This window comes from Paraburkholderia sp. Tr-20389, assembly GCF_017104565.1.
GTDB lineage: Bacteria > Pseudomonadota > Gammaproteobacteria > Burkholderiales > Burkholderiaceae > Paraburkholderia.
On sequence record NZ_JAAGPD010000007.1, the window covers coordinates 48,671 to 66,891 of the forward strand.

An 18,221-nucleotide genomic window follows, 5' to 3' on the forward strand; every position below is an offset into this window, starting at 1 on the left:
CGGAAGCGGCACGCACAGCCGCACATTTTGTTATAAACGGTCTGCGAAACCGGGCAAGGCACGAGCCGCCCGTTCGCATGAGTGATAAAAGAATCGACGCGAAAGGATTTGGGATGAGTGAGCCGCAGCACCCGCAACCGCACGACATGGATACGCATTCGGATCGACCGCTATCGGCGGCGCCGACGGCCGTGCCGACCGGGTTCGACTCGCTGGCTGCCGTCGGCGCGCGGCTCGCACAGTTGCGCGAATCGAAGGGTTGGTCGGTCGAAGACGTGTCGGCGCGCCTGAAAGTTTCGCCGGGCAAGTTGCGCGGGCTCGAAGCGGGCGATCTCAGCCAGTTGCCGGACACGACGTTCGCGCTGGGCGTGGTACGTAGCTACGCGAAGATGGTCGGTGCCGATCCGGCACCGATGACGCAGGCGCTGCGTCGCGAGAAAGGGGTGCCGGAGCCCGCGCTGACCATGCCGGCATCGGCTGGAACGGATTTGCCACGCGGGAAGGTGTCGCTGTCGCTCGGCGGCGGTGGCGCGCCGCGTCGTCGCTCGTGGTTGTGGGGCGTCGCGCTGTCCGTGGTCGTGCTGATCGCGCTCGCCATGTGGCACACGAACAACGGCGATTCGAACGCGTGGCTTGCGCGTCTGAAAGGTATTGCGGGCGGTTCGGCGAGCACGGGGGCCGCGTCGTCGGTTACGGGTCAGCCGGCGAGCGGCGCGTCGGTAACGGGCGCGGTGACAGGTTCGGCATCGGCGACTCAATCGGCGACTCAAGCAGACGCACCCGCAGATACGCAGGCGGCGGACGCTGAAGGCGCGTCGTCGGCAACACCGATGCCCACGCCGCTGCCGATGGCAGGCGCTGCTCCGGCATCAAATGCAGCATCGGCGTCCGCGCCGGCCGCCGCCGCACCGAAGGCCGCGAGCGCGGCTCCCGCTGTCGCGGCGGCTGCATCGGCTGCTCCCGCCAGCGAGCCGACGGCCGCACCGGAAGGTGCGTCGACAGTGGCGCTGACGGTCAAGCAGGACAGCTGGTTCAGTGTGCGTCAGAAGGACGGCAAGGAAGTGTTCTCCGGCCTCGTGCACGCGGGCGAGAAGAAGGAAATCAGCGGACAGGCTCCGCTCAAGGTGACGGTCGGCAACAAGGCGGGTCTGGATACGATCACGCTGGACGGCCAGCCGGTCGACCCGGCCAAATATGCGTCGGCCAAGGGCAATGTGGCACGCTTCGCGTTGCCCTGACGCAATTCAATCGTGTGCGTCGCGGCTTTGAGGCCGCGGCGCTTTTTCAATTCATGCGCCGTTTTTTGCAACATGGCCGGGTACTTTCCAGGCCATGAGCGGACGACGCAAGCGGGTTTATCGATGCACTCCGATCAAGTGAAATCCAGCAGTCAGATTGTTTCGACCGTGCCGGTGTTCGGCGGTCATGCGCCGCGTCGCCGCTCGAATGCGGTCGACGTGCGTTGGGGCGGCCAGCTCGTGACGATCGGCGGCGACGCGCCCGTGCGCGTACAGTCGATGACCAACACGGATACGGCCGACGCAATCGGCACTGCGATCCAGATCAAGGAGCTCGCGCAGGCCGGTTCGGAACTCGTGCGTATCACAGTGAACACGCCGGAAGCGGCGGCCGCCGTGCCCGCGATCCGCGAGCAGCTCGACCGCATGGGCGTGACGGTGCCGCTCGTCGGCGACTTCCACTACAACGGCCATCTGTTGCTGCGCGACTATCCGGGCTGTGCGGAAGCGCTGTCGAAGTACCGGATCAACCCGGGCAACGTCGGGCAGGGCGCGAAGCGCGACACGCAGTTCGCGCAGATGATCGAAGCCGCCGCGAAGTACGACAAGCCGGTGCGTATCGGCGTGAACTGGGGCAGCCTCGATCAGGACCTGCTCGCGAAGATGATGGACGAGAACGCCGCGCGCGCCGAACCGTGGGAAGCGCAAAGCGTGATGTACGAAGCACTGATCCAGTCGGCGATCGGCTCGGCGGAACGCGCTGTCGAACTGGGGCTCGGCCGCGACAAGATCATCCTGTCGTGCAAGGTGAGCGGCGTGCAGGATCTGATCGCCGTCTACCAGGAGCTCGCGCGCCGTTGCGACTTCGCGCTGCACCTGGGCCTCACCGAGGCGGGTATGGGCTCGAAGGGCATCGTCGCGTCGACGGCTGCGCTGTCCGTGCTGCTGCAACAAGGCATCGGCGACACGATCCGTATTTCGCTGACGCCGGAACCGGGCGCGTCGCGTACGGGCGAGGTGATCGTCGGCCAGGAAATCCTGCAGACGATGGGCCTGCGTTCGTTCACGCCGATGGTCATCGCCTGTCCGGGCTGCGGCCGCACGACGAGCACGCTGTTCCAGGAACTGGCGTCGCAGATCCAGACGTATCTGCGCACGCAGATGCCGCTGTGGCGCGACACGTATCCGGGCGTCGAAAAGATGCACGTGGCCGTGATGGGTTGCATCGTCAACGGTCCTGGCGAATCGAAGCACGCGAACATCGGCATCAGCCTGCCGGGCTCGGGCGAGAACCCGGCCGCGCCCGTGTTCATCGACGGCGTGAAGGTCAAGACGCTGCGCGGCGAAAACATCGCGCAGGAATTCCAGCAGATCGTGAGCGACTACGTCGAGCGCAGCTATGGGCCGAATGCGGTCCGCGCCGAAGCGACGAACTGATTCGCCCCATCTCCAATCGTCAATCAAAGACAGATGACTGAACAGAAGAAACGGCTTGAAAAGTTGTCCGGCGTGAAGGGCATGAACGACATCCTTCCGCAGGACGCCGGCTTGTGGGAATTTTTCGAATCGACCGTCAAGTCGATGTTGCGTTCGTACGGATACCAGAATATCCGCACGCCGATCGTCGAGCACACGCAGTTGTTCACGCGCGGTATCGGCGAAGTGACCGACATCGTCGAAAAAGAGATGTACAGCTTCACCGACGCGCTGAACGGCGAAAACCTGACGATGCGCCCGGAGAACACGGCTGCCGTCGTGCGTGCGTCGATCGAGCACAACATGCTGTACGACGGCCCGAAGCGTCTGTGGTACATCGGCCCTATGTTCCGCCACGAGCGTCCGCAGCGCGGGCGTTATCGCCAGTTCCATCAGGTGGGCGTCGAAGCGCTCGGTTTCGCAGGTCCGGACACGGACGCCGAAATCATCCTGATGTGCCAGCGTCTGTGGGACGACCTCGGGCTGACGGGCATCAAGCTCGAAATCAACTCGCTGGGTCTCGCTGAAGAGCGCGCGAAGCATCGCGTCGAACTGATCGCGTATCTCGAGAAGCACATGAACGTGCTCGACGAAGACGCGAAGCGCCGTCTCTACACGAACCCGCTGCGCGTGCTGGACACGAAAAATCCGGCCCTGCAGGCCGTCGCGCAGAATGCGCCGAAGCTGATCGATTTCCTCGGCGAAGAATCCCGTGCACACTTCGAAGGCCTGCAGCGGATCCTGAAGGCGAACAACATTCCGTTCACGATCAATCCGCGTCTCGTGCGCGGTCTGGATTATTACAACCTGACCGTGTTCGAATGGGTGACCGACAAGCTCGGCGCGCAAGGCACGGTGGCGGCGGGCGGTCGTTACGATCCGCTGATCGAGCAGCTCGGCGGCAAGCCGACGGCGGCATGCGGCTGGGCGATGGGCATCGAGCGCATTCTCGAACTGCTGAAGGAAGAGAACCTCGTGCCTGAAGACGAAGGCTGCGACGTGTATGTCGCGCATCAGGGCGACGCAGCGCGCGAGCAGGCGTTCATCGTCGCGGAGCGTCTGCGCGACACGGGCCTCGACGTGATTCTGCATTGCAGTCCTGACGGTCAGGCGTCCAGCTTCAAGTCGCAGATGAAACGCGCCGATGCAAGCGGCGCCGCGTTCGCCGTGATCCTCGGCGAAGACGAAATCGCGAACGGCACGGCAGGCGTCAAGGCATTGCGCGATACGTCGCAAAGCAATGGAAAGAGCGAGCAACAAACGGTGCCGCTCGAAGACTTGACCGAATATCTAATCAATGCGATGGTTGCGTCCACCGAAGACGGCGACGATTGAGCGCGGCCACGCGCATCGACGTTCTGCGGGCCGCAATGTTTGCGGCCCCAATCAGATAAGGCACCACGAAAGGAAACCGCGTCGCGATGAGTTACCACGACGAACAAGAATCGATTGAAAGCCTGAAGGCCTGGTGGGCGCAGTGGGGGAACGGCGTCACGTGGATCGTGCTGGTCGCGCTCGTCGCTGCGGCGGGCTGGAACGGCTGGAACTACTGGCAACGTCATCAGGCGGCGGAAGCGGCCGTGCTGTATGACCAGGTTCAGCAAGCCACGGCGGGCACGGACAAGGCGACCATCACGCGTGTCTCGACCGACATGGAAGACAAGTTCAGCGGCACCGCGTATGCGCAGATGACGGCGCTGGCAGCAGCGAAGGCGCTATACGCCGCCGGCGACGAGCCGGGCGCGAAGGCGCAACTGCAATGGGCGATCGACCACGCGAAGGAAGACGAATTCAAGCAGATCGCGAAGCTGCGCCTCGCGTCGCTGCTGCTCGACGAAAAAGCCTACGACGCCGGTCTCGCACTGCTTAACGATCCTTCGGATGCGTTCAAGGGCGTGGTCGCCGACCGTCGCGGCGATCTGCTGGCGGCGCAAGGCAAGCGCGACGATGCGCGCACTGCCTACAAGCTCGCGCTCGACTCGCTGCCGAAGAACGATGCCTCGGCCCGTCAACTGATCCAGTTCAAGCTCGACGCGCTGGGCGGCTGAACGTTGCGCGCTGCTGCGACGTCCGCCGTTACCTTTTGATCAATACAACATACATGCTTCGTTCACCGATGAATCTGCTGAAACGTTACGCCGTGCCCGTTGCCTGTGCGATGACCGTGCTCGCTCTGTCGGCCTGCTCGTCGTCGAAAGACGAGCGCCGCGTGCCCACGCCGCTCACCGAGTTCAAACCCGTACTCGACGTGCAGCAGACCTGGACGGCCAGCGTCGGCAAGGCCGGGCGCTACATGTTCTCGCCCGTCGCGGTCGGCGACACCGTGTACGCTGCGGGCGCGAACGGCTCGGTCGCGAAAATCGATGCAAAGACGGGCAAGGACGTGTGGCGCACGAAGGTCGACGGCGACCTGTCGGCGGGTGTCGGCACGGACGGTACGTTGACGGCTGTCGGCGGGCTGAAGGGTGAAGTGTTCGTGCTCGACCAGAACGGCAAGCTGTCGTGGAAGGGCACGGCGCCGGGCGAAATCCTGTCGCCGCCGCTCGTCGGCAATGGCCTCGTGGTCGTGCGCACGGTCGACGGTCAGATCACCGCGTTCAACGCGCAAACGGGCGAGCAGAAGTGGAACTACCGCAATCGCGCGGTGCCGCTCAACCTGCGCGTGTCGTCGGGCATGACGTTCGCGGGCGACGCTGCCGTGCTGGCCGGCTTCCCGGGCGGCCAGTTCGCAGCGATCAACCTGCAAACGGGCGACGCTTACTGGACGACGCCTGTGTCGTATCCGAAGGGCGTGACGGAAGTCGAACGTATCAACGACGTGACCGGCCCGCCCACGCTGGTCGGCGCCGAAACCTGCGCGGTGACGTTCCAGGGTCAACTGGGCTGCTTCGATGCGAACTCGGGCCGTGCGCTGTGGGAAAAGGCGTTTTCGAGCACGAGCGGTCTTGCGCAGGACGAGCGCGTCGTGGTCGCAGGCGACGACTGGGCGGTCGTGTCGGCGTATGACGCGGCAACGGGCAAGCAACTGTGGCGCAACGACCAGCTGAAGAGCCGCGACGTCAGCGTGCCGCTGCTGCTCGGCCATGCCGCCGTGGTCGGCGACTACAAGGGCTTCGTGCACTTCCTGTCGCGCGACGACGGTACGTTCGTCGCCCGAGCCAAGACTGACGGCAGTGCGATCACCGCAGCACCCGTGCTGGCAGGCGACACGCTGATCGTGCAGACGCACGACGGCGATCTGTACGGATTCCGTCCGCGTTAATCGTCGTTGGGCTGTGCGGCGCGCGCCTGAAGGCGCGTCGTGCGGTGATTGCAGGCCGGCTTTGCCGGCCGCAGCTGTTTTGATGGCGTCCCGATAGTGATCGGGCGCGGGCGCGAACAGAAACAAGCCGTTCTATCGCCGGAACCGCCAGTCGGGCTGCACTGGCGGTCATCTATCAGGCGTCGCGCCATTCATGTCGCGCCGGTCGGGTCGCACACGTTACCCGCGGCCCTACCCAGGCAGCCAACCTGACATCCGTTCGCACGCGCAAGCTCCGCGCGTTCGAAATGGGTCAAATTCGTGATAATTTTCGTCAAACGCAGCCGTGCAACGGCCGCATGGCGTTGCCAGCGCGGCAGATCGACCGTTCGATCCCGCGCCTCACTGTGAACAAGATCTGATGAAACCCGTTATTGCCCTCGTCGGGCGCCCCAATGTGGGGAAATCCACGCTGTTCAACCGGCTCACGCGTTCGCGCGATGCACTCGTCGCCGATTTGCCCGGCCTCACGCGCGATCGCCACTACGGCGAAGGGCGGGTGGGCGGCGAGCGTCCGTATCTGGTCGTCGATACGGGCGGCTTCGAGCCCGTCGCGAAGGACGGCATCCTGTTCGAGATGGCGCGTCAGACGCGCCAGGCCGTCGAGGAATCCGATGTCATCGTGTTCATCGTCGACGGCCGCAACGGTCTCGCGCCGCAAGACAAGTCGATCGCCGACTATCTGCGCAAGACGGGCCGGCCGATTTTCCTCGTCGTCAACAAGGCCGAGGGGATGAAGTACACGAACGTCGCCGCCGACTTCTACGAACTGGGCCTCGGCGACCCGCGCGCGATTTCCGCGGCGCACGGCGACGGTGTGACGGAGATGATCAACGAGGCGCTCGACGTCGCGTACGCCGGCCAGCCGGAAGAAAGCGACGAAGAAAAGGCGCAGCACGGCATCAAGATCGCCATCGTCGGACGGCCGAACGTCGGCAAATCCACGCTGGTCAATACGCTGATCGGCGAAGACCGCGTCATCGCGTTCGATATGCCCGGCACGACGCGCGACTCGATCTACGTCGACTTCGAGCGGCAAGGCAAAAAATACACGTTGATCGACACGGCCGGTCTGCGCAAGCGCGGCAAGGTGTTCGAGGCGATCGAGAAGTTCTCGGTGGTGAAGACACTGCAGTCGATTTCCGACGCCAATGTCGTGATCCTGCTGCTGGACGCGCGCCAGGACATTTCGGAGCAGGACGCGCACATCGCGGGCTTCGTGGTCGAGCAGGGCCGGGCGCTGGTGGTCGGCGTAAACAAATGGGACGGGCTCGATCCGCATGTGCGTGAGCGCACCAAATCGGATCTTCAGCGCAAGCTAAAATTCCTCGAATTCGCGAAATTCCACTTCATTTCCGCAGCGGAAAAGACGGGGATCGGCCCGCTGATGCGCTCCGTCGACGACGCCTACAAGGCCGCGATGTCCAAGCTGCCGACGCCGAAGCTCACGCGCGCGCTGATCGAAGCCGTCGAGTTCCAGCAGCCGCGCCGCCGGGGCCCCGTGCGTCCGAAGCTGCGCTACGCGCACCAAGGGGGGCAGAATCCGCCGATCATCGTGATTCACGGCAATGCGCTCGATGCCGTCACCGATACGTACAAGCGTTACCTCGAAAACCGCTTCCGGGAAACTTTCGCGCTGACGGGCACTCCATTGCGGATAGAGTTCCGGTCTTCGACGAATCCTTACGCGGACAAGGACTGACAGAGGGCGGTCACGCAGGCTGATTCCCGGCTTGAAATCCGGGCTGAAACCCGCATGTACATTGGGTCCTGGCCGAACGGCCAGGCACAGCGCTGGTCAATAAAAATCGGCTATAGTGTAGCGATTGACGGCGGATTTCTTTTTCTTCGCCGGCAATAAAGTCAACCTGCAAAAAAACACGGAGTTTGCTATGAGCAACAAAGGGCAATTGTTACAAGACCCGTTTTTGAACGCACTGCGTAAAGAGCACGTGCCGGTCTCGATCTATCTGGTCAACGGCATCAAGCTTCAAGGGAACATTGAATCGTTCGACCAGTACGTCGTGTTGCTCCGGAATACGGTGACCCAGATGGTCTACAAGCACGCTATCTCGACTGTCGTGCCTGCCCGTCCGGTGAATTTCCACCCGGATTCCGAATCGTCCTAACCCTTCGTCGCGGCCGGTCGAGCGTCGTCCGCAGGCGACACTGACCGGCCGCTTCATTTTGACATCCACTAATTTGATCAACGCAGCGCTAGTCGGCATCGACTTCGGAAAGATCGATTTCGAAGCCAGTCTCGAAGAACTCAGCCTGCTCGCGCAAAGCGCGGGCGCCCATCCCGCCGTCACTCTCACCGGTCGCCGTTCCAGCCCCGATGCCGCGATGTTCGTCGGCAGCGGCAAAGCGGAAGAACTGCGCCTCGCGTGTGAGGCCAACGACGTCGACATCGTCATCTTCAATCACGCACTCGCCCCTGCGCAGCAGCGCAATCTGGAGCGTACGCTTAACAGACGTGTCGTCGATCGCACCAGCCTGATCCTCGACATCTTTGCGCAACGCGCGCGCAGCCATGAAGGCAAGCTGCAGGTCGAACTCGCGCAACTCCAGTACCTCGCGACGCGGCTCGTGCGCGCATGGACCCACCTCGAGCGTCAAAAAGGCGGTATCGGCTTGCGCGGTCCTGGCGAAACACAGCTTGAAACTGACCGCCGGCTGATCGGCGAACGCATCAAGATGCTCAAGGGCCGGCTCGAAAAACTGCGCCGCCAGCACGGCACGCAGCGTCGCGCGCGGGCGCGCAACCGCACGATGTCGGTGTCGCTCGTCGGCTATACGAACGCGGGCAAGTCGACGCTGTTCAATGCGCTGACCAAGGCGCAGGCGTACGCGGCCGACCAGCTGTTCGCCACGCTCGACACGACTTCGCGCCGTGTCTACCTTGGCGAAGATGTCGGCCAGATTGTTGTATCGGACACCGTAGGATTTATCCGCGAGCTGCCTCACCAACTGGTGGCGGCGTTCCGTGCAACGCTCGAAGAAACCATCCACGCCGATCTGCTGCTGCACGTCGTCGATGCGTCGAGCGCGGTGCGTCTCGATCAGATCGATCAGGTCAACGACGTCTTGCGCGAGATCGGCGCGGACACGATCCGGCAGGTGCTCGTGTTCAACAAGATCGACGCCGTGCCCGAACTGGCGGCCCGAGGCGACGCGGTTGAAAGGGACGAGTATGGTAATATTTCGCGCGTCTTTTTGAGCGCGCGTACGGGGCAAGGGCTGGACACATTGCGCGCTGCTATCGCCGAAATCGCAACTGCCGAACAACTTCCGGAGCCTGACGGTCTATTGTCGGAGGGAGATCCGAGAGCGGCCGTCATTCATCAAGAGCTACGCGATGATGCAGGCGAAGACCACCGCGACGACCGCAAGATCCCAGACACGGGCACCGACCCGTTCCAATTGCATTGACCCGCTGTCTACTCTGGTGAACGAACACAGGTGAACGATTACAACGAGCGGAGTATCTGGCTGCGTGTGCGCGCCATGTTGTCGCTGAACGACCCGCGCTGGGGCCGGGGCGAAGGCAATGGCGACCGCCAGCGTCTGAACGATTCGAAGCGTCCGCCCAACGGCAAGGACAGCGAAGGTCCGCCCGATCTCGACGAAATGTGGCGCGACTTCAACCGGCGCCTGTCGCGCGTGTTCGGCCGCAAGGGCGGTGGCGGCGGTCCGCGTCCTGACAACGGGCGCGGAGCGCGTATCGGCGTGGGCATCATCATCGGCGTGCTGATCGCCATCTATCTCGGCAGCGGTGTGTTCGTCGTGCAGGACGGCCAGGCGGCCGTGGTGCTGCGCTTCGGCCAGTTGCGCGACACGGCCGGGCAGGGCGTGCACTGGCGCCTGCCGTATCCGTTCGAATCGCATGAACTCGTCAATGTCGGCCAGGTGCGCTCGGTGGAAATCGGCCGCAACAACGTGGTGCGTCTCGCGAACGTGAAGGACGCGTCGATGCTCACGCACGACGCCGATATCGTCGATGTCCGTTTTGCCGTTCAGTACCAGATCCGCAAGCCGACCGATTATCTGTTCCGTAGCGCCGATCCCGATCTGAGCGTCACGCAGGCTGCGCAGGCAGCTGTGCGGCAGATCGTCGGTTCGCGCAGCACGAACGACATCCTGTATCAGGACCGTGAGGCGATTCGCGCGCAATTGTCGGAAGCGATCCAGCATTCGTTGGACGAATATCGCACGGGTCTCGCCGTCACGGGCGTGACGATCCAGGGCGTGCAGCCCCCCGACCAGGTGCAGGCCGCGTTCGACGACGCCGCGAAGGCACGTCAGGATCGCGAGCGTGCGAAGCGCGATGCCCAAGCCTATGCAAACGAACTCCTGCCGCGCGCGAAGGCGGAAGGCGAGCGCATGATCGACGACGCGAAGACGTATGCCGACCGCGTGGTCGCACAGGCGGAAGGCGACGCCGAACGCTTCAAGGAAGTCTATGCGCAGTATTCGAAGGCGCCTGCTGTGATCCGCGACCGGATGTACCTCGAAACCATGCAGCAGATCTATTCGAATACGACGAAGGTATTCGTCGACAGCAAGTCGGGCAGCAACGTGTTGTATCTGCCGCTGGATAAGCTCGTCGAGCAGACGCGCCAACGGGCGGCCGAGGGAACGGCGGCGAACTCGGCGTCGGCAGCGCAGGGGGCGCCGTCCGCGCCGAACCAGCCAAACGCACAGAACGCACAGAACGCACAGGGCGCATCGCAGGGTGCACAAGCGGCGGCGCAAGGCGGCAATACGCCGACCATCGTCACGCAGCCGGCCGCACCCGTCAGCAGCGCAAGCCAGGCTGCAGCCGCCAGCGATGCGTTCCGTTCGCGCGATTCGTTCCGCAGCCGCGGCCGCGAAGACGATCTGCAATAAGGAGCGCGAACATGAATAAAATCGTTGCGCTCGTCGTGGCCATCGTCATCGTGCTGTTCGCGGCATCGTCGATGGTGTTTGTCGTCGATCAGCCGCATATGGCTGTCGTGTCCGGCCGCGGCGACGCCGCGCCGACGCTCGCCGGTCCGGGTCTGCACGTGAAGCTGCCGCCGCCGCTGCAAACGGTGACGTCGGTGGACACGCGCATCCAGTCGCTCGACACACCGGACGAAGACCGTTACGCCACGTCGGACAAGACCGACTTGTTGGTCAATCCCGTCGTCAAATTCCGCGTGTCCGATCCCGTGAAGCTCGTTTCGGAAACGAAGGGTGACGTGCAGAGCTTGCCCGAGCGTCTCGCGTTGCTCACGCGCGGCGCACTCGGCGATGCGTTCGCGAAGTACACGCTGCCCGACGCGCTCGCGAAGCAGGACGCGATCGCGACGCAAGCGCGCGACGGCATGCAGAAGGGCGCGGCGTCGCTGGGCGTCGATGTGGTCGACGTGACGCTCACGCGCATTGACTTCCCGGCGGCCATGGCCGACTCCGTCTACAAGCGGATGATCGCCGCGCGCGAACAGATCGCGAACCAGGAACGCGCGGAAGGCGCGTCCGAAGCGGACAAGATCAAGGCGGACGCAGCACAGCAGCAGCAAGCGGTGCTCGCCGACGCATACAAGCAGGCGCAGGCGATCAAGGGTGACGGCGACGGCAAGGCCGCGTCGATTGCCGCCGAAGCGTACGGCCAGGATCCGCAGTTCTACCGGTTCTACCAGAGCATGCAGGCGTACAAGAACAGCTTCAAGCCGGGCGACGTGATGGTTGTCGACTCGAGCAGCGAGTTCTTCCGCTTCATGCGCGGCCCGGATGGCGGCGGCGCCGCCCCATCGACTTCCGTTGCGCCGACGGGCGCGCACAAACACTGATTACCGGAACGCCGCGGCATACGAATCGCGGCGGCCTCATCGCATGGACATAGCCGGCTCGTTATTGCTCGCGATCGCACTGATGCTGATCATCGAGGGGATGTTCCCGTTCGTGTTTCCGGGCGCCTGGCGCGACACGTTCCGTAAAATAGCGGAGCGTCCGCCGCACCACATCCGGATCGGCGGATTGATCGTCATGGTGCTAGGGCTGTTGCTGCTGCTGATCGCGACGTAGACGTCGCGGAACTATCGAGCGCCGCTCACGAGGCGGCGTCCTCTTCGCTTTTGACCACTGCGGCCTGTGCCGCAGCGCGCCTGCCCGGCGCATGACAGGGCGGCACATCGTCGGCCCGGAAAGCAACACCCGCAGCGCGCCAGCGCACTCGTGCGTTCATGCGCCATTGCGTCGCTCCCATTCCCAACGGCGTCTGCCATGACGCCGGATTCACCGTCGTAGGACTGTATCGATGTCGACCTGGTTACTTCCCGAGAATATTGCCGACGTGCTGCCGTCGGAGGCACGCAAGATCGAAGAACTGCGTCGGCGGTTGCTCGACCGTTTTCGCGCATACGGCTACGAAATGGTCATGCCGCCGCTGCTCGAATACCTCGAGTCGCTGCTGACGGGCGGCGGCCGCGACCTGAATCTGCGCACCTTCAAGCTCGTTGACCAGCTATCGGGCCGCACGCTCGGGCTGCGTGCCGACATCACGCCGCAGGTCGCGCGCATCGACGCGCACCTGTTGAACCGTCAGGGCGTGACGCGTCTGTGCTACGCCGGCAATGTGCTGCATACGCGTCCGCGTGGCCTGCACGCGACGCGCGAGCAGATCCAGATCGGCGCCGAAATCTACGGTCATGCCGGTCTTGAAGCCGATCTGGAAATCCAGCAACTGATGCTCGACGCGCTGCATCTCGCGGGCCTTGGCCGTGTGCGTCTCGACCTGTGCCATGCCGCCGTGCTGGGTGCGCTGGTCGACAGTGAGCCGGCCGCTGCCGAACTCGGCGAATCGCTGTACGAAGCGCTCTCGGGCAAGGATGTGCCGCTGCTGAACGAACTGACCGCGAACCTCACGCCTGTCACGCGCGACGCGCTGCGTGCGTTGCCCACGCTGTACGGCGACGCGACCGTGCTCGAGGAGGCGCGTGCGCGCCTGCCGAACGCGCCGGAAATCGCGCGCGCACTCGACGACCTCGCGTTCCTCGCACAACAGGTCGGCGGCGCGGAAGTGATGATCGATCTCGCGGATCTGCGCGGCTACGCGTATCACAGTGGCGTGATGTTCTCGGCCTATGTCGACGGCGTGCCGAATGCCGTCGCGCGCGGCGGCCGATACGACAAGGTCGGCCAGGCATACGGCCGTGCCCGCGCGGCGACGGGCTTTTCGCTGGATCTGCGCGAAGTCGCGCGCATTTCGCCCATCGAGGCGCGCAGCAGCGCCATCCTCGCGCCGTGGCAGCATGGCGAAGCGTTGCGTGCGAGCGTTGCCGCATTGCGCGATGCAGGCGAAGTCGTGATCCAGGCGCTGCCGGGTCACGATCATGCGCTCGACGAATTCGCGTGCGACCGGGTGCTGGTCGAGCGCAATGGCCAGTGGGTCGTCGAATCGAAGTCCTGAGTGTGGTGAGTGCGCGCGGCGTCATGTGAAACGTGACGCCGCAACGATCGGAATGCCCGCCCGCCATCGGCCGCAGCGACGGCCTTTGGACGATGCGGTTCATCCATGCCTTTGAGCGGAAACGGAAATTCTGGACATCAGTCCGCGAAAAAATCCGGAAGCTTCCGCGAACATAGGTAAAATACGTTTTTAACCAGCTTAAGAAACAACATGTCTGCCAGCGCAGTGAATGTGAACCCTGGGCGCAATGTCGTCGTCGTGGGTACCCAGTGGGGTGATGAGGGCAAAGGCAAGATCGTTGACTGGCTCACGGACCACGCGCAAGGCGTCGTTCGTTTCCAGGGCGGTCATAACGCCGGTCATACGCTCATCATCGGCGGCAAGAAAACCATCTTGCGTCTGATTCCGTCGGGCATCATGCGCCCGGGCGTCGCCTGCTACATCGGCAATGGCGTCGTGTTGTCTCCGGAAGCATTGTTCAAGGAAATCGAAGAGCTGGAATCGGCCGGCGTCGACGTGCAAAAGCGTCTCTTCATTTCCGAAGCCACCACGCTGATTCTCCCGTACCACGTTGCCATCGACCAGGCGCGCGAAGCACGCAGCGGCGCCGGCAAGATCGGCACGACGGGACGCGGCATCGGTCCGGCCTACGAAGACAAGGTCGCGCGCCGCGGTTTGCGCGTGCAAGACCTGTTCGAGCCGAAGGCGTTCGCCGAGCGCCTGCGTGCGAACCTCGATTTCCACAACTTCGTGCTCACGCAATATCTGGGCGCGCCGGCTGTCGACTATCAGCAGACGCTCGACATGATGTTGAGCTACGCCGATCGTCTCAAGCCGATGGTGGCCGACGTGTCGCGCCGTCTCTACGACGAGAACCACGTGGGCAACAACCTGCTGTTCGAAGGCGCGCAAGGCACGCTGCTCGACATCGATCACGGCACGTACCCGTTCGTCACGTCGAGCAACTGCGTCGCGGGTGCCGCGACGGCAGGCGCGGGCATCGGTCCGCAGAAGCTGAACTACATTCTCGGCATCACGAAGGCATACTGCACGCGCGTCGGTTCGGGCCCGTTCCCGAGCGAGCTGTACGACGCGGACAATGCGAACCGCCAGGAAGAAGTCGGTCTGACGCTCGCGAAGGTCGGCAAGGAATTCGGCTCGGTCACGGGTCGTCCGCGCCGCACCGGCTGGCTCGACGCTGCCGCGCTGCGCCGCGCGATCCAGATCAACGGCGTGTCGGGTCTGTGCATCACGAAGCTCGACGTGCTGGATGGCCTCGATGAAGTCAAGCTGTGCGTCGGCTATACGATCGACGGCAAGGACGCCGACATCCTGCCGCGTGGCGCGTCTGAAGTGTCGCGCTGCGAGCCGGTGTACGAAACCTTTGGTGGCTGGAAGGAAAGCACGGTCGGTATCAAGGAATGGAACAAGCTGCCCGCCAACGCTCAGGCGTATCTGACGCGCGTGCAGGAAGTGGCGGGCGTGCCCATCGACATGGTGTCGACGGGTCCGGACCGCGACGAAACCATTCTTCTGCGTCACCCGTTCAAGGTTTAACGCATGATCCAGGGTGTACCGATGATTGAAATGAAGGACCCGCGCAACGACGAGCGCAATCTGTGGGTCGGCTGGGACGAATATCACCGGCTGATCGAAATGCTGGCGCTCGCCGTGCACGAATCGGGCTGGAAGTTCGACAAGATCCTGTGCCTCGCGCGCGGCGGCTTGCGCGTCGGCGATCAGCTGTCGCGCATTTACGATCTGCCGCTCGCGATCCTCGCGACCAGTTCGTACCGCGAAGCGGCGGGCACGGAGCAAGGCGACCTCGATATCGCGCAATACATCACGATGACGCGCGGCGAACTGTCGGGCAACGTGTTGCTGGTTGACGATCTCGTCGATTCGGGCGTGACGCTCGCGCGCGTGCAGCAGCATCTGAAGGAACGCTATCCGGCGATTACGTCGGTGCGTTCCGCCGTGCTGTGGTGGAAGGCGTGCTCGAAGGTGAAGCCGGACTATCACGTGCAGTATCTCGGGACGAACCCGTGGATCCACCAGCCGTTCGAGGAATGGGACACGGTGCGTCCGCATAACCTGGGCGCGTGGATCAAGCGCGGCCAGGAGCGTTCGACGGACGCCGGCTAGCATTCAGCCGCCGTCGCGCCAATCGATGGCCGCGATCCGCGGCAAATTGAAACGGAGCCCTTCGAGGCTCCGTTTTTTATGTCCGTTCGTGGTCGAGGCGGGCAGGGCGCGGGCCCGCAACGCGATCCGCAAAAATTTCGCAACACCACCCTTGACACGCGCAAACACAGGCCGGAACAGGGGCGCGATGCTACACTGGGCTGCCGTTACGCGATGGCGTGGCGTGCGCACAACGGGCCGGGTGGTGGGCTTTGACGCCACTATTCATTAGAATAGCGTTCGTTTTTGCCGCTCAGGAACGGATTCTTTTCGCGTTTATGACAGATAACCCTCACGTCCCGAAGCAGCCCTTGCCCTCGCTTGCAGTTGCTGCGATCGGCGTGGTTTTCGGGGATATCGGTACAAGCCCGCTGTACTCGCTGAAAGAAGCCTTCAGCCCCTCCCACGGTATTCCTCTCACCGAAAGCTCCATTCTCGGCGTCATTTCGCTGCTGTTCTGGGCGATCATCGTGGTCGTCAGCATCAAGTACGTGATGTTCGTGATGCGTGCCGACAATAACGGCGAGGGCGGCGTGCTCGCGCTGATGGCGCTGTCGCTGCGCTCGTTCGACACGAAGAGCAAGGCGGCCGGCCTGCTGATGATGCTCGGCATCTTCGGTGCCTGCATGTTCTATGGCGACGCGGTGATCACGCCCGCCATTTCGGTGATGTCCGCCGTTGAAGGTCTGGAGATAGCGGCGCCGAAGCTCTCACATCTGGTGCTGCCGCTCACGATGGTGATTCTCGTGCTGCTGTTCTGGATCCAGCGCCACGGGACGGCGATGGTCGGCCGGCTGTTCGGCCCGATCATGGTGCTGTGGTTCCTGACGCTCGCCGTGCTTGGCCTGTCGCACATCGTGCAGTCGCCGGAAGTGATCAAGGCGCTCAATCCGTACTACGCGTTCTCGTTCATGTCGGCGCACGTGCTGCAGGCCTACGTGGTACTCGGCTCGGTCGTGCTGGTGCTGACGGGCGCGGAAGCGCTTTACGCCGACATGGGCCACTTCGGTGCGGCGCCGATCCGTTGCGCGTGGTATTCGCTCGTGATGCCGTCGCTGGTGTTGAACTACTTCGGCCAGGGCGCGCTGCTGATGCACGATCCGAAGGCGATCGAAAATCCGTTCTTCCTGCTCGCGCCGGACTGGGCGCTGCTGCCGCTCGTCGTGCTGTCGACGGTTGCCACCGTTATCGCGTCGCAGGCGGTGATTTCCGGCGCTTATTCGCTGACGAGCCAGGCGATCCAGCTCGGCTACGTGCCGCGCATGAAGATCTTGCACACGTCGGAGCTCGCGATCGGGCAGATCTATGTACCCGTCGTCAACTGGATGCTGCTGTTCATCATTCTGTGCATCGTCATTGCGTTCAAGAGTTCGGACAATCTGGCTGCGGCTTACGGTATTGCCGTGACGGCGACGATGGTGATCACGACGATTCTCGCTAGCGTCGTGATGGTGAAGGTGTGGAACTGGAACAAGGGCGTGGTGGCGCTGATCATCGGGGCGTTGCTGATGGTCGACCTGGGGTTCTTCGGCGCGAATTTGCTGAAGGTGGCGGAGGGCGGCTGGCTGCCGCTCGGCATTGGCGCGCTGCTGTTCTTCCTGCTGATGACGTGGTTCAAGGGGCGCATGATCGTGAAGGAGCGCACGGCTGCCGACGGTATTCCGCTGATGCCCTTCGTGCAGGGATTGCTGGCGCATCCGCCGCATCGCGTGTCGGGGACGGCGATCTATCTGACGGGCAGCGCGACGCTGGTGCCCGTGAGCTTGCTGCACAATCTCAAGCACAACAAGGTGCTGCATGAGCGGACGATCTTTCTGACGTTCATCACGCGGGATATTCCGTATGTCGACGACAAGGACCGGCTGACGGTGAAGGACGTGAGCGGTGGGCTGTTTCTCGTGAAGGCCGCGTACGGGTTCAACGAGACGCCTGACGTCAAGGCGGTGCTCGAACAGATCAGCGTGTCGCATGACATGTCGTTCGAGTTGATGGACACGTCGTTCTTTTTGGCACGCGAGACCGTTGTGCCGACGCAGTTGCCCGGCATGTCGGTGTGGCGCGAACGTGTGTTCGCGTGGATGCATCAGAATGCGGCCAAGCCGACGGATTTCTTTAGTATTCCCGCGAATCGGGTGGTTGAGTTGGGGACTAAGATCGAGATTTGACGTTTTTTTTTGTCTGCGACGCAGTCGACATTCTTGCCTTCTCGGCGCCGGGCTTCGCCGTTTGGTTTCGGTTCTGCGGTTCTGCGGTTTTGCTTTCGCTTTCGCTGGCATCCGCGTTTTGCTTCTGGTTTGCTAGCGTTGCCCCTGTGCGGGGCGGCACTTACTTTCTTTGCCGCCGCAAAGAAAGTAAGCAAAGAAAGCGGGCTAACCCCGCCAATCCTAGCTGTTGCCTGCGGGCCCCCGACAGTTCTTACGCCTCATGCGGCAACGAGCTAACCCACGCTCGTTGCCAGCGCCCCTGGATTCGCCTAACCCACTTCACGCCCCCGCGTCACAAACTGCGTTACCAGACGTCGACCGCCGCCCAGGTGGCAAACTGTGTGTAGGCCGTCTCGATGCAAATGCACCACTCCGGACGGAAA

15 protein-coding genes are annotated in these 18,221 nt (G+C 63.3%); all 15 read left to right on the top strand.

The window, feature by feature from the left end; genetic code table 11:
• Positions 1-113: 113 nt before the first annotated feature.
• Positions 114-1,238, top strand: a complete 1,125-nt coding sequence (locus tag G3N95_RS10515; protein ID WP_205969937.1) for a RodZ domain-containing protein — start codon at positions 114-116, stop codon at positions 1,236-1,238.
• A 123-nt stretch (positions 1,239-1,361) separates the two neighbouring features.
• Positions 1,362-2,675 (top strand): flavodoxin-dependent (E)-4-hydroxy-3-methylbut-2-enyl-diphosphate synthase, encoded by a 1,314-nt coding sequence (ispG, locus tag G3N95_RS10520; RefSeq protein WP_205969938.1) that lies wholly within the window; start codon positions 1,362-1,364, stop codon positions 2,673-2,675.
• Between the two features lie 33 nt (positions 2,676-2,708).
• Positions 2,709-4,049 (top strand): histidine--tRNA ligase, encoded by a 1,341-nt coding sequence (gene hisS, locus G3N95_RS10525; protein WP_205969939.1) that lies wholly within the window; start codon positions 2,709-2,711, stop codon positions 4,047-4,049.
• An 86-nt stretch (positions 4,050-4,135) separates the two neighbouring features.
• Positions 4,136-4,762 (top strand): tetratricopeptide repeat protein, encoded by a 627-nt coding sequence (locus G3N95_RS10530; protein WP_205969940.1) that lies wholly within the window; start codon positions 4,136-4,138, stop codon positions 4,760-4,762.
• 68 nt (positions 4,763-4,830) lie between these two features.
• Entirely contained in the window at positions 4,831-5,976 is a 1,146-nt protein-coding gene (bamB, locus tag G3N95_RS10535; RefSeq protein ID WP_205969941.1) for an outer membrane protein assembly factor BamB, read from the top strand.
• A gap of 400 nt (positions 5,977-6,376) precedes the next feature.
• Positions 6,377-7,717 (top strand): ribosome biogenesis GTPase Der, encoded by a 1,341-nt coding sequence (der, locus tag G3N95_RS10540; RefSeq protein WP_012400811.1) that lies wholly within the window; start codon positions 6,377-6,379, stop codon positions 7,715-7,717.
• Positions 7,718-7,907: 190 nt separating this feature from the next.
• Positions 7,908-8,144 (top strand): RNA chaperone Hfq, encoded by a 237-nt coding sequence (gene hfq, locus G3N95_RS10545; RefSeq protein WP_007580427.1) that lies wholly within the window; start codon positions 7,908-7,910, stop codon positions 8,142-8,144.
• Positions 8,145-8,202: 58 nt separating this feature from the next.
• On the top strand, positions 8,203-9,447 hold the full coding sequence (gene hflX / locus G3N95_RS10550) for a GTPase HflX (protein ID WP_205969942.1): 1,245 nt from the start codon (positions 8,203-8,205) through the stop codon (positions 9,445-9,447).
• Between the two features lie 30 nt (positions 9,448-9,477).
• Positions 9,478-10,905 (top strand): FtsH protease activity modulator HflK, encoded by a 1,428-nt coding sequence (gene hflK, locus G3N95_RS10555; protein ID WP_205969943.1) that lies wholly within the window; start codon positions 9,478-9,480, stop codon positions 10,903-10,905.
• Positions 10,906-10,916: 11 nt separating this feature from the next.
• Positions 10,917-11,831, top strand: a complete 915-nt coding sequence (gene hflC, locus G3N95_RS10560; RefSeq protein WP_205969944.1) for a protease modulator HflC — start codon at positions 10,917-10,919, stop codon at positions 11,829-11,831.
• Positions 11,832-11,874: 43 nt separating this feature from the next.
• Positions 11,875-12,066 (top strand): DUF2065 domain-containing protein, encoded by a 192-nt coding sequence (locus G3N95_RS10565; protein ID WP_012400807.1) that lies wholly within the window; start codon positions 11,875-11,877, stop codon positions 12,064-12,066.
• Positions 12,067-12,298: 232 nt separating this feature from the next.
• On the top strand, positions 12,299-13,450 hold the full coding sequence (locus G3N95_RS10570) for an ATP phosphoribosyltransferase regulatory subunit (RefSeq protein ID WP_205969945.1): 1,152 nt from the start codon (positions 12,299-12,301) through the stop codon (positions 13,448-13,450).
• Between the two features lie 210 nt (positions 13,451-13,660).
• Positions 13,661-15,007, top strand: a complete 1,347-nt coding sequence (locus G3N95_RS10575; RefSeq protein WP_205969946.1) for an adenylosuccinate synthase — start codon at positions 13,661-13,663, stop codon at positions 15,005-15,007.
• A 3-nt stretch (positions 15,008-15,010) separates the two neighbouring features.
• Positions 15,011-15,595, top strand: coding sequence for a phosphoribosyltransferase (locus G3N95_RS10580; RefSeq protein WP_205969947.1), 585 nt, complete (start codon positions 15,011-15,013; stop codon positions 15,593-15,595).
• Positions 15,596-15,912: 317 nt separating this feature from the next.
• Positions 15,913-17,799 carry a potassium transporter Kup gene (locus G3N95_RS10585; protein WP_205969948.1) on the top strand — a complete coding sequence of 629 codons (1,887 nt, stop codon included), beginning with the start codon at positions 15,913-15,915 and terminating at the stop codon, positions 17,797-17,799.
• The last annotated feature ends 422 nt before the right edge of the window (positions 17,800-18,221 follow it).

Bases quoted from the DNA above. Each gene is read 5' to 3' on its own strand.
- G3N95_RS10580 (WP_205969947.1), top strand. From the start codon at position 15,011: ATGATCCAGGGTGTACCGATGATTGAAATGAAGGACCCGCGCAACGAC.
- hfq (WP_007580427.1), top strand. From the start codon at position 7,908: ATGAGCAACAAAGGGCAATTGTTACAAGACCCGTTTTTGAACGCACTG.
- der (WP_012400811.1), top strand. From the start codon at position 6,377: ATGAAACCCGTTATTGCCCTCGTCGGGCGCCCCAATGTGGGGAAATCC.
- G3N95_RS10570 (WP_205969945.1), top strand. From the start codon at position 12,299: ATGTCGACCTGGTTACTTCCCGAGAATATTGCCGACGTGCTGCCGTCG.
- G3N95_RS10585 (WP_205969948.1), top strand. From the start codon at position 15,913: ATGACAGATAACCCTCACGTCCCGAAGCAGCCCTTGCCCTCGCTTGCA.
- G3N95_RS10515 (WP_205969937.1), top strand. From the start codon at position 114: ATGAGTGAGCCGCAGCACCCGCAACCGCACGACATGGATACGCATTCG.
- ispG (WP_205969938.1), top strand. From the start codon at position 1,362: ATGCACTCCGATCAAGTGAAATCCAGCAGTCAGATTGTTTCGACCGTG.
- G3N95_RS10530 (WP_205969940.1), top strand. From the start codon at position 4,136: ATGAGTTACCACGACGAACAAGAATCGATTGAAAGCCTGAAGGCCTGG.
- hisS (WP_205969939.1), top strand. From the start codon at position 2,709: ATGACTGAACAGAAGAAACGGCTTGAAAAGTTGTCCGGCGTGAAGGGC.
- bamB (WP_205969941.1), top strand. From the start codon at position 4,831: ATGAATCTGCTGAAACGTTACGCCGTGCCCGTTGCCTGTGCGATGACC.
- hflC (WP_205969944.1), top strand. From the start codon at position 10,917: ATGAATAAAATCGTTGCGCTCGTCGTGGCCATCGTCATCGTGCTGTTC.
- G3N95_RS10575 (WP_205969946.1), top strand. From the start codon at position 13,661: ATGTCTGCCAGCGCAGTGAATGTGAACCCTGGGCGCAATGTCGTCGTC.
- G3N95_RS10565 (WP_012400807.1), top strand. From the start codon at position 11,875: ATGGACATAGCCGGCTCGTTATTGCTCGCGATCGCACTGATGCTGATC.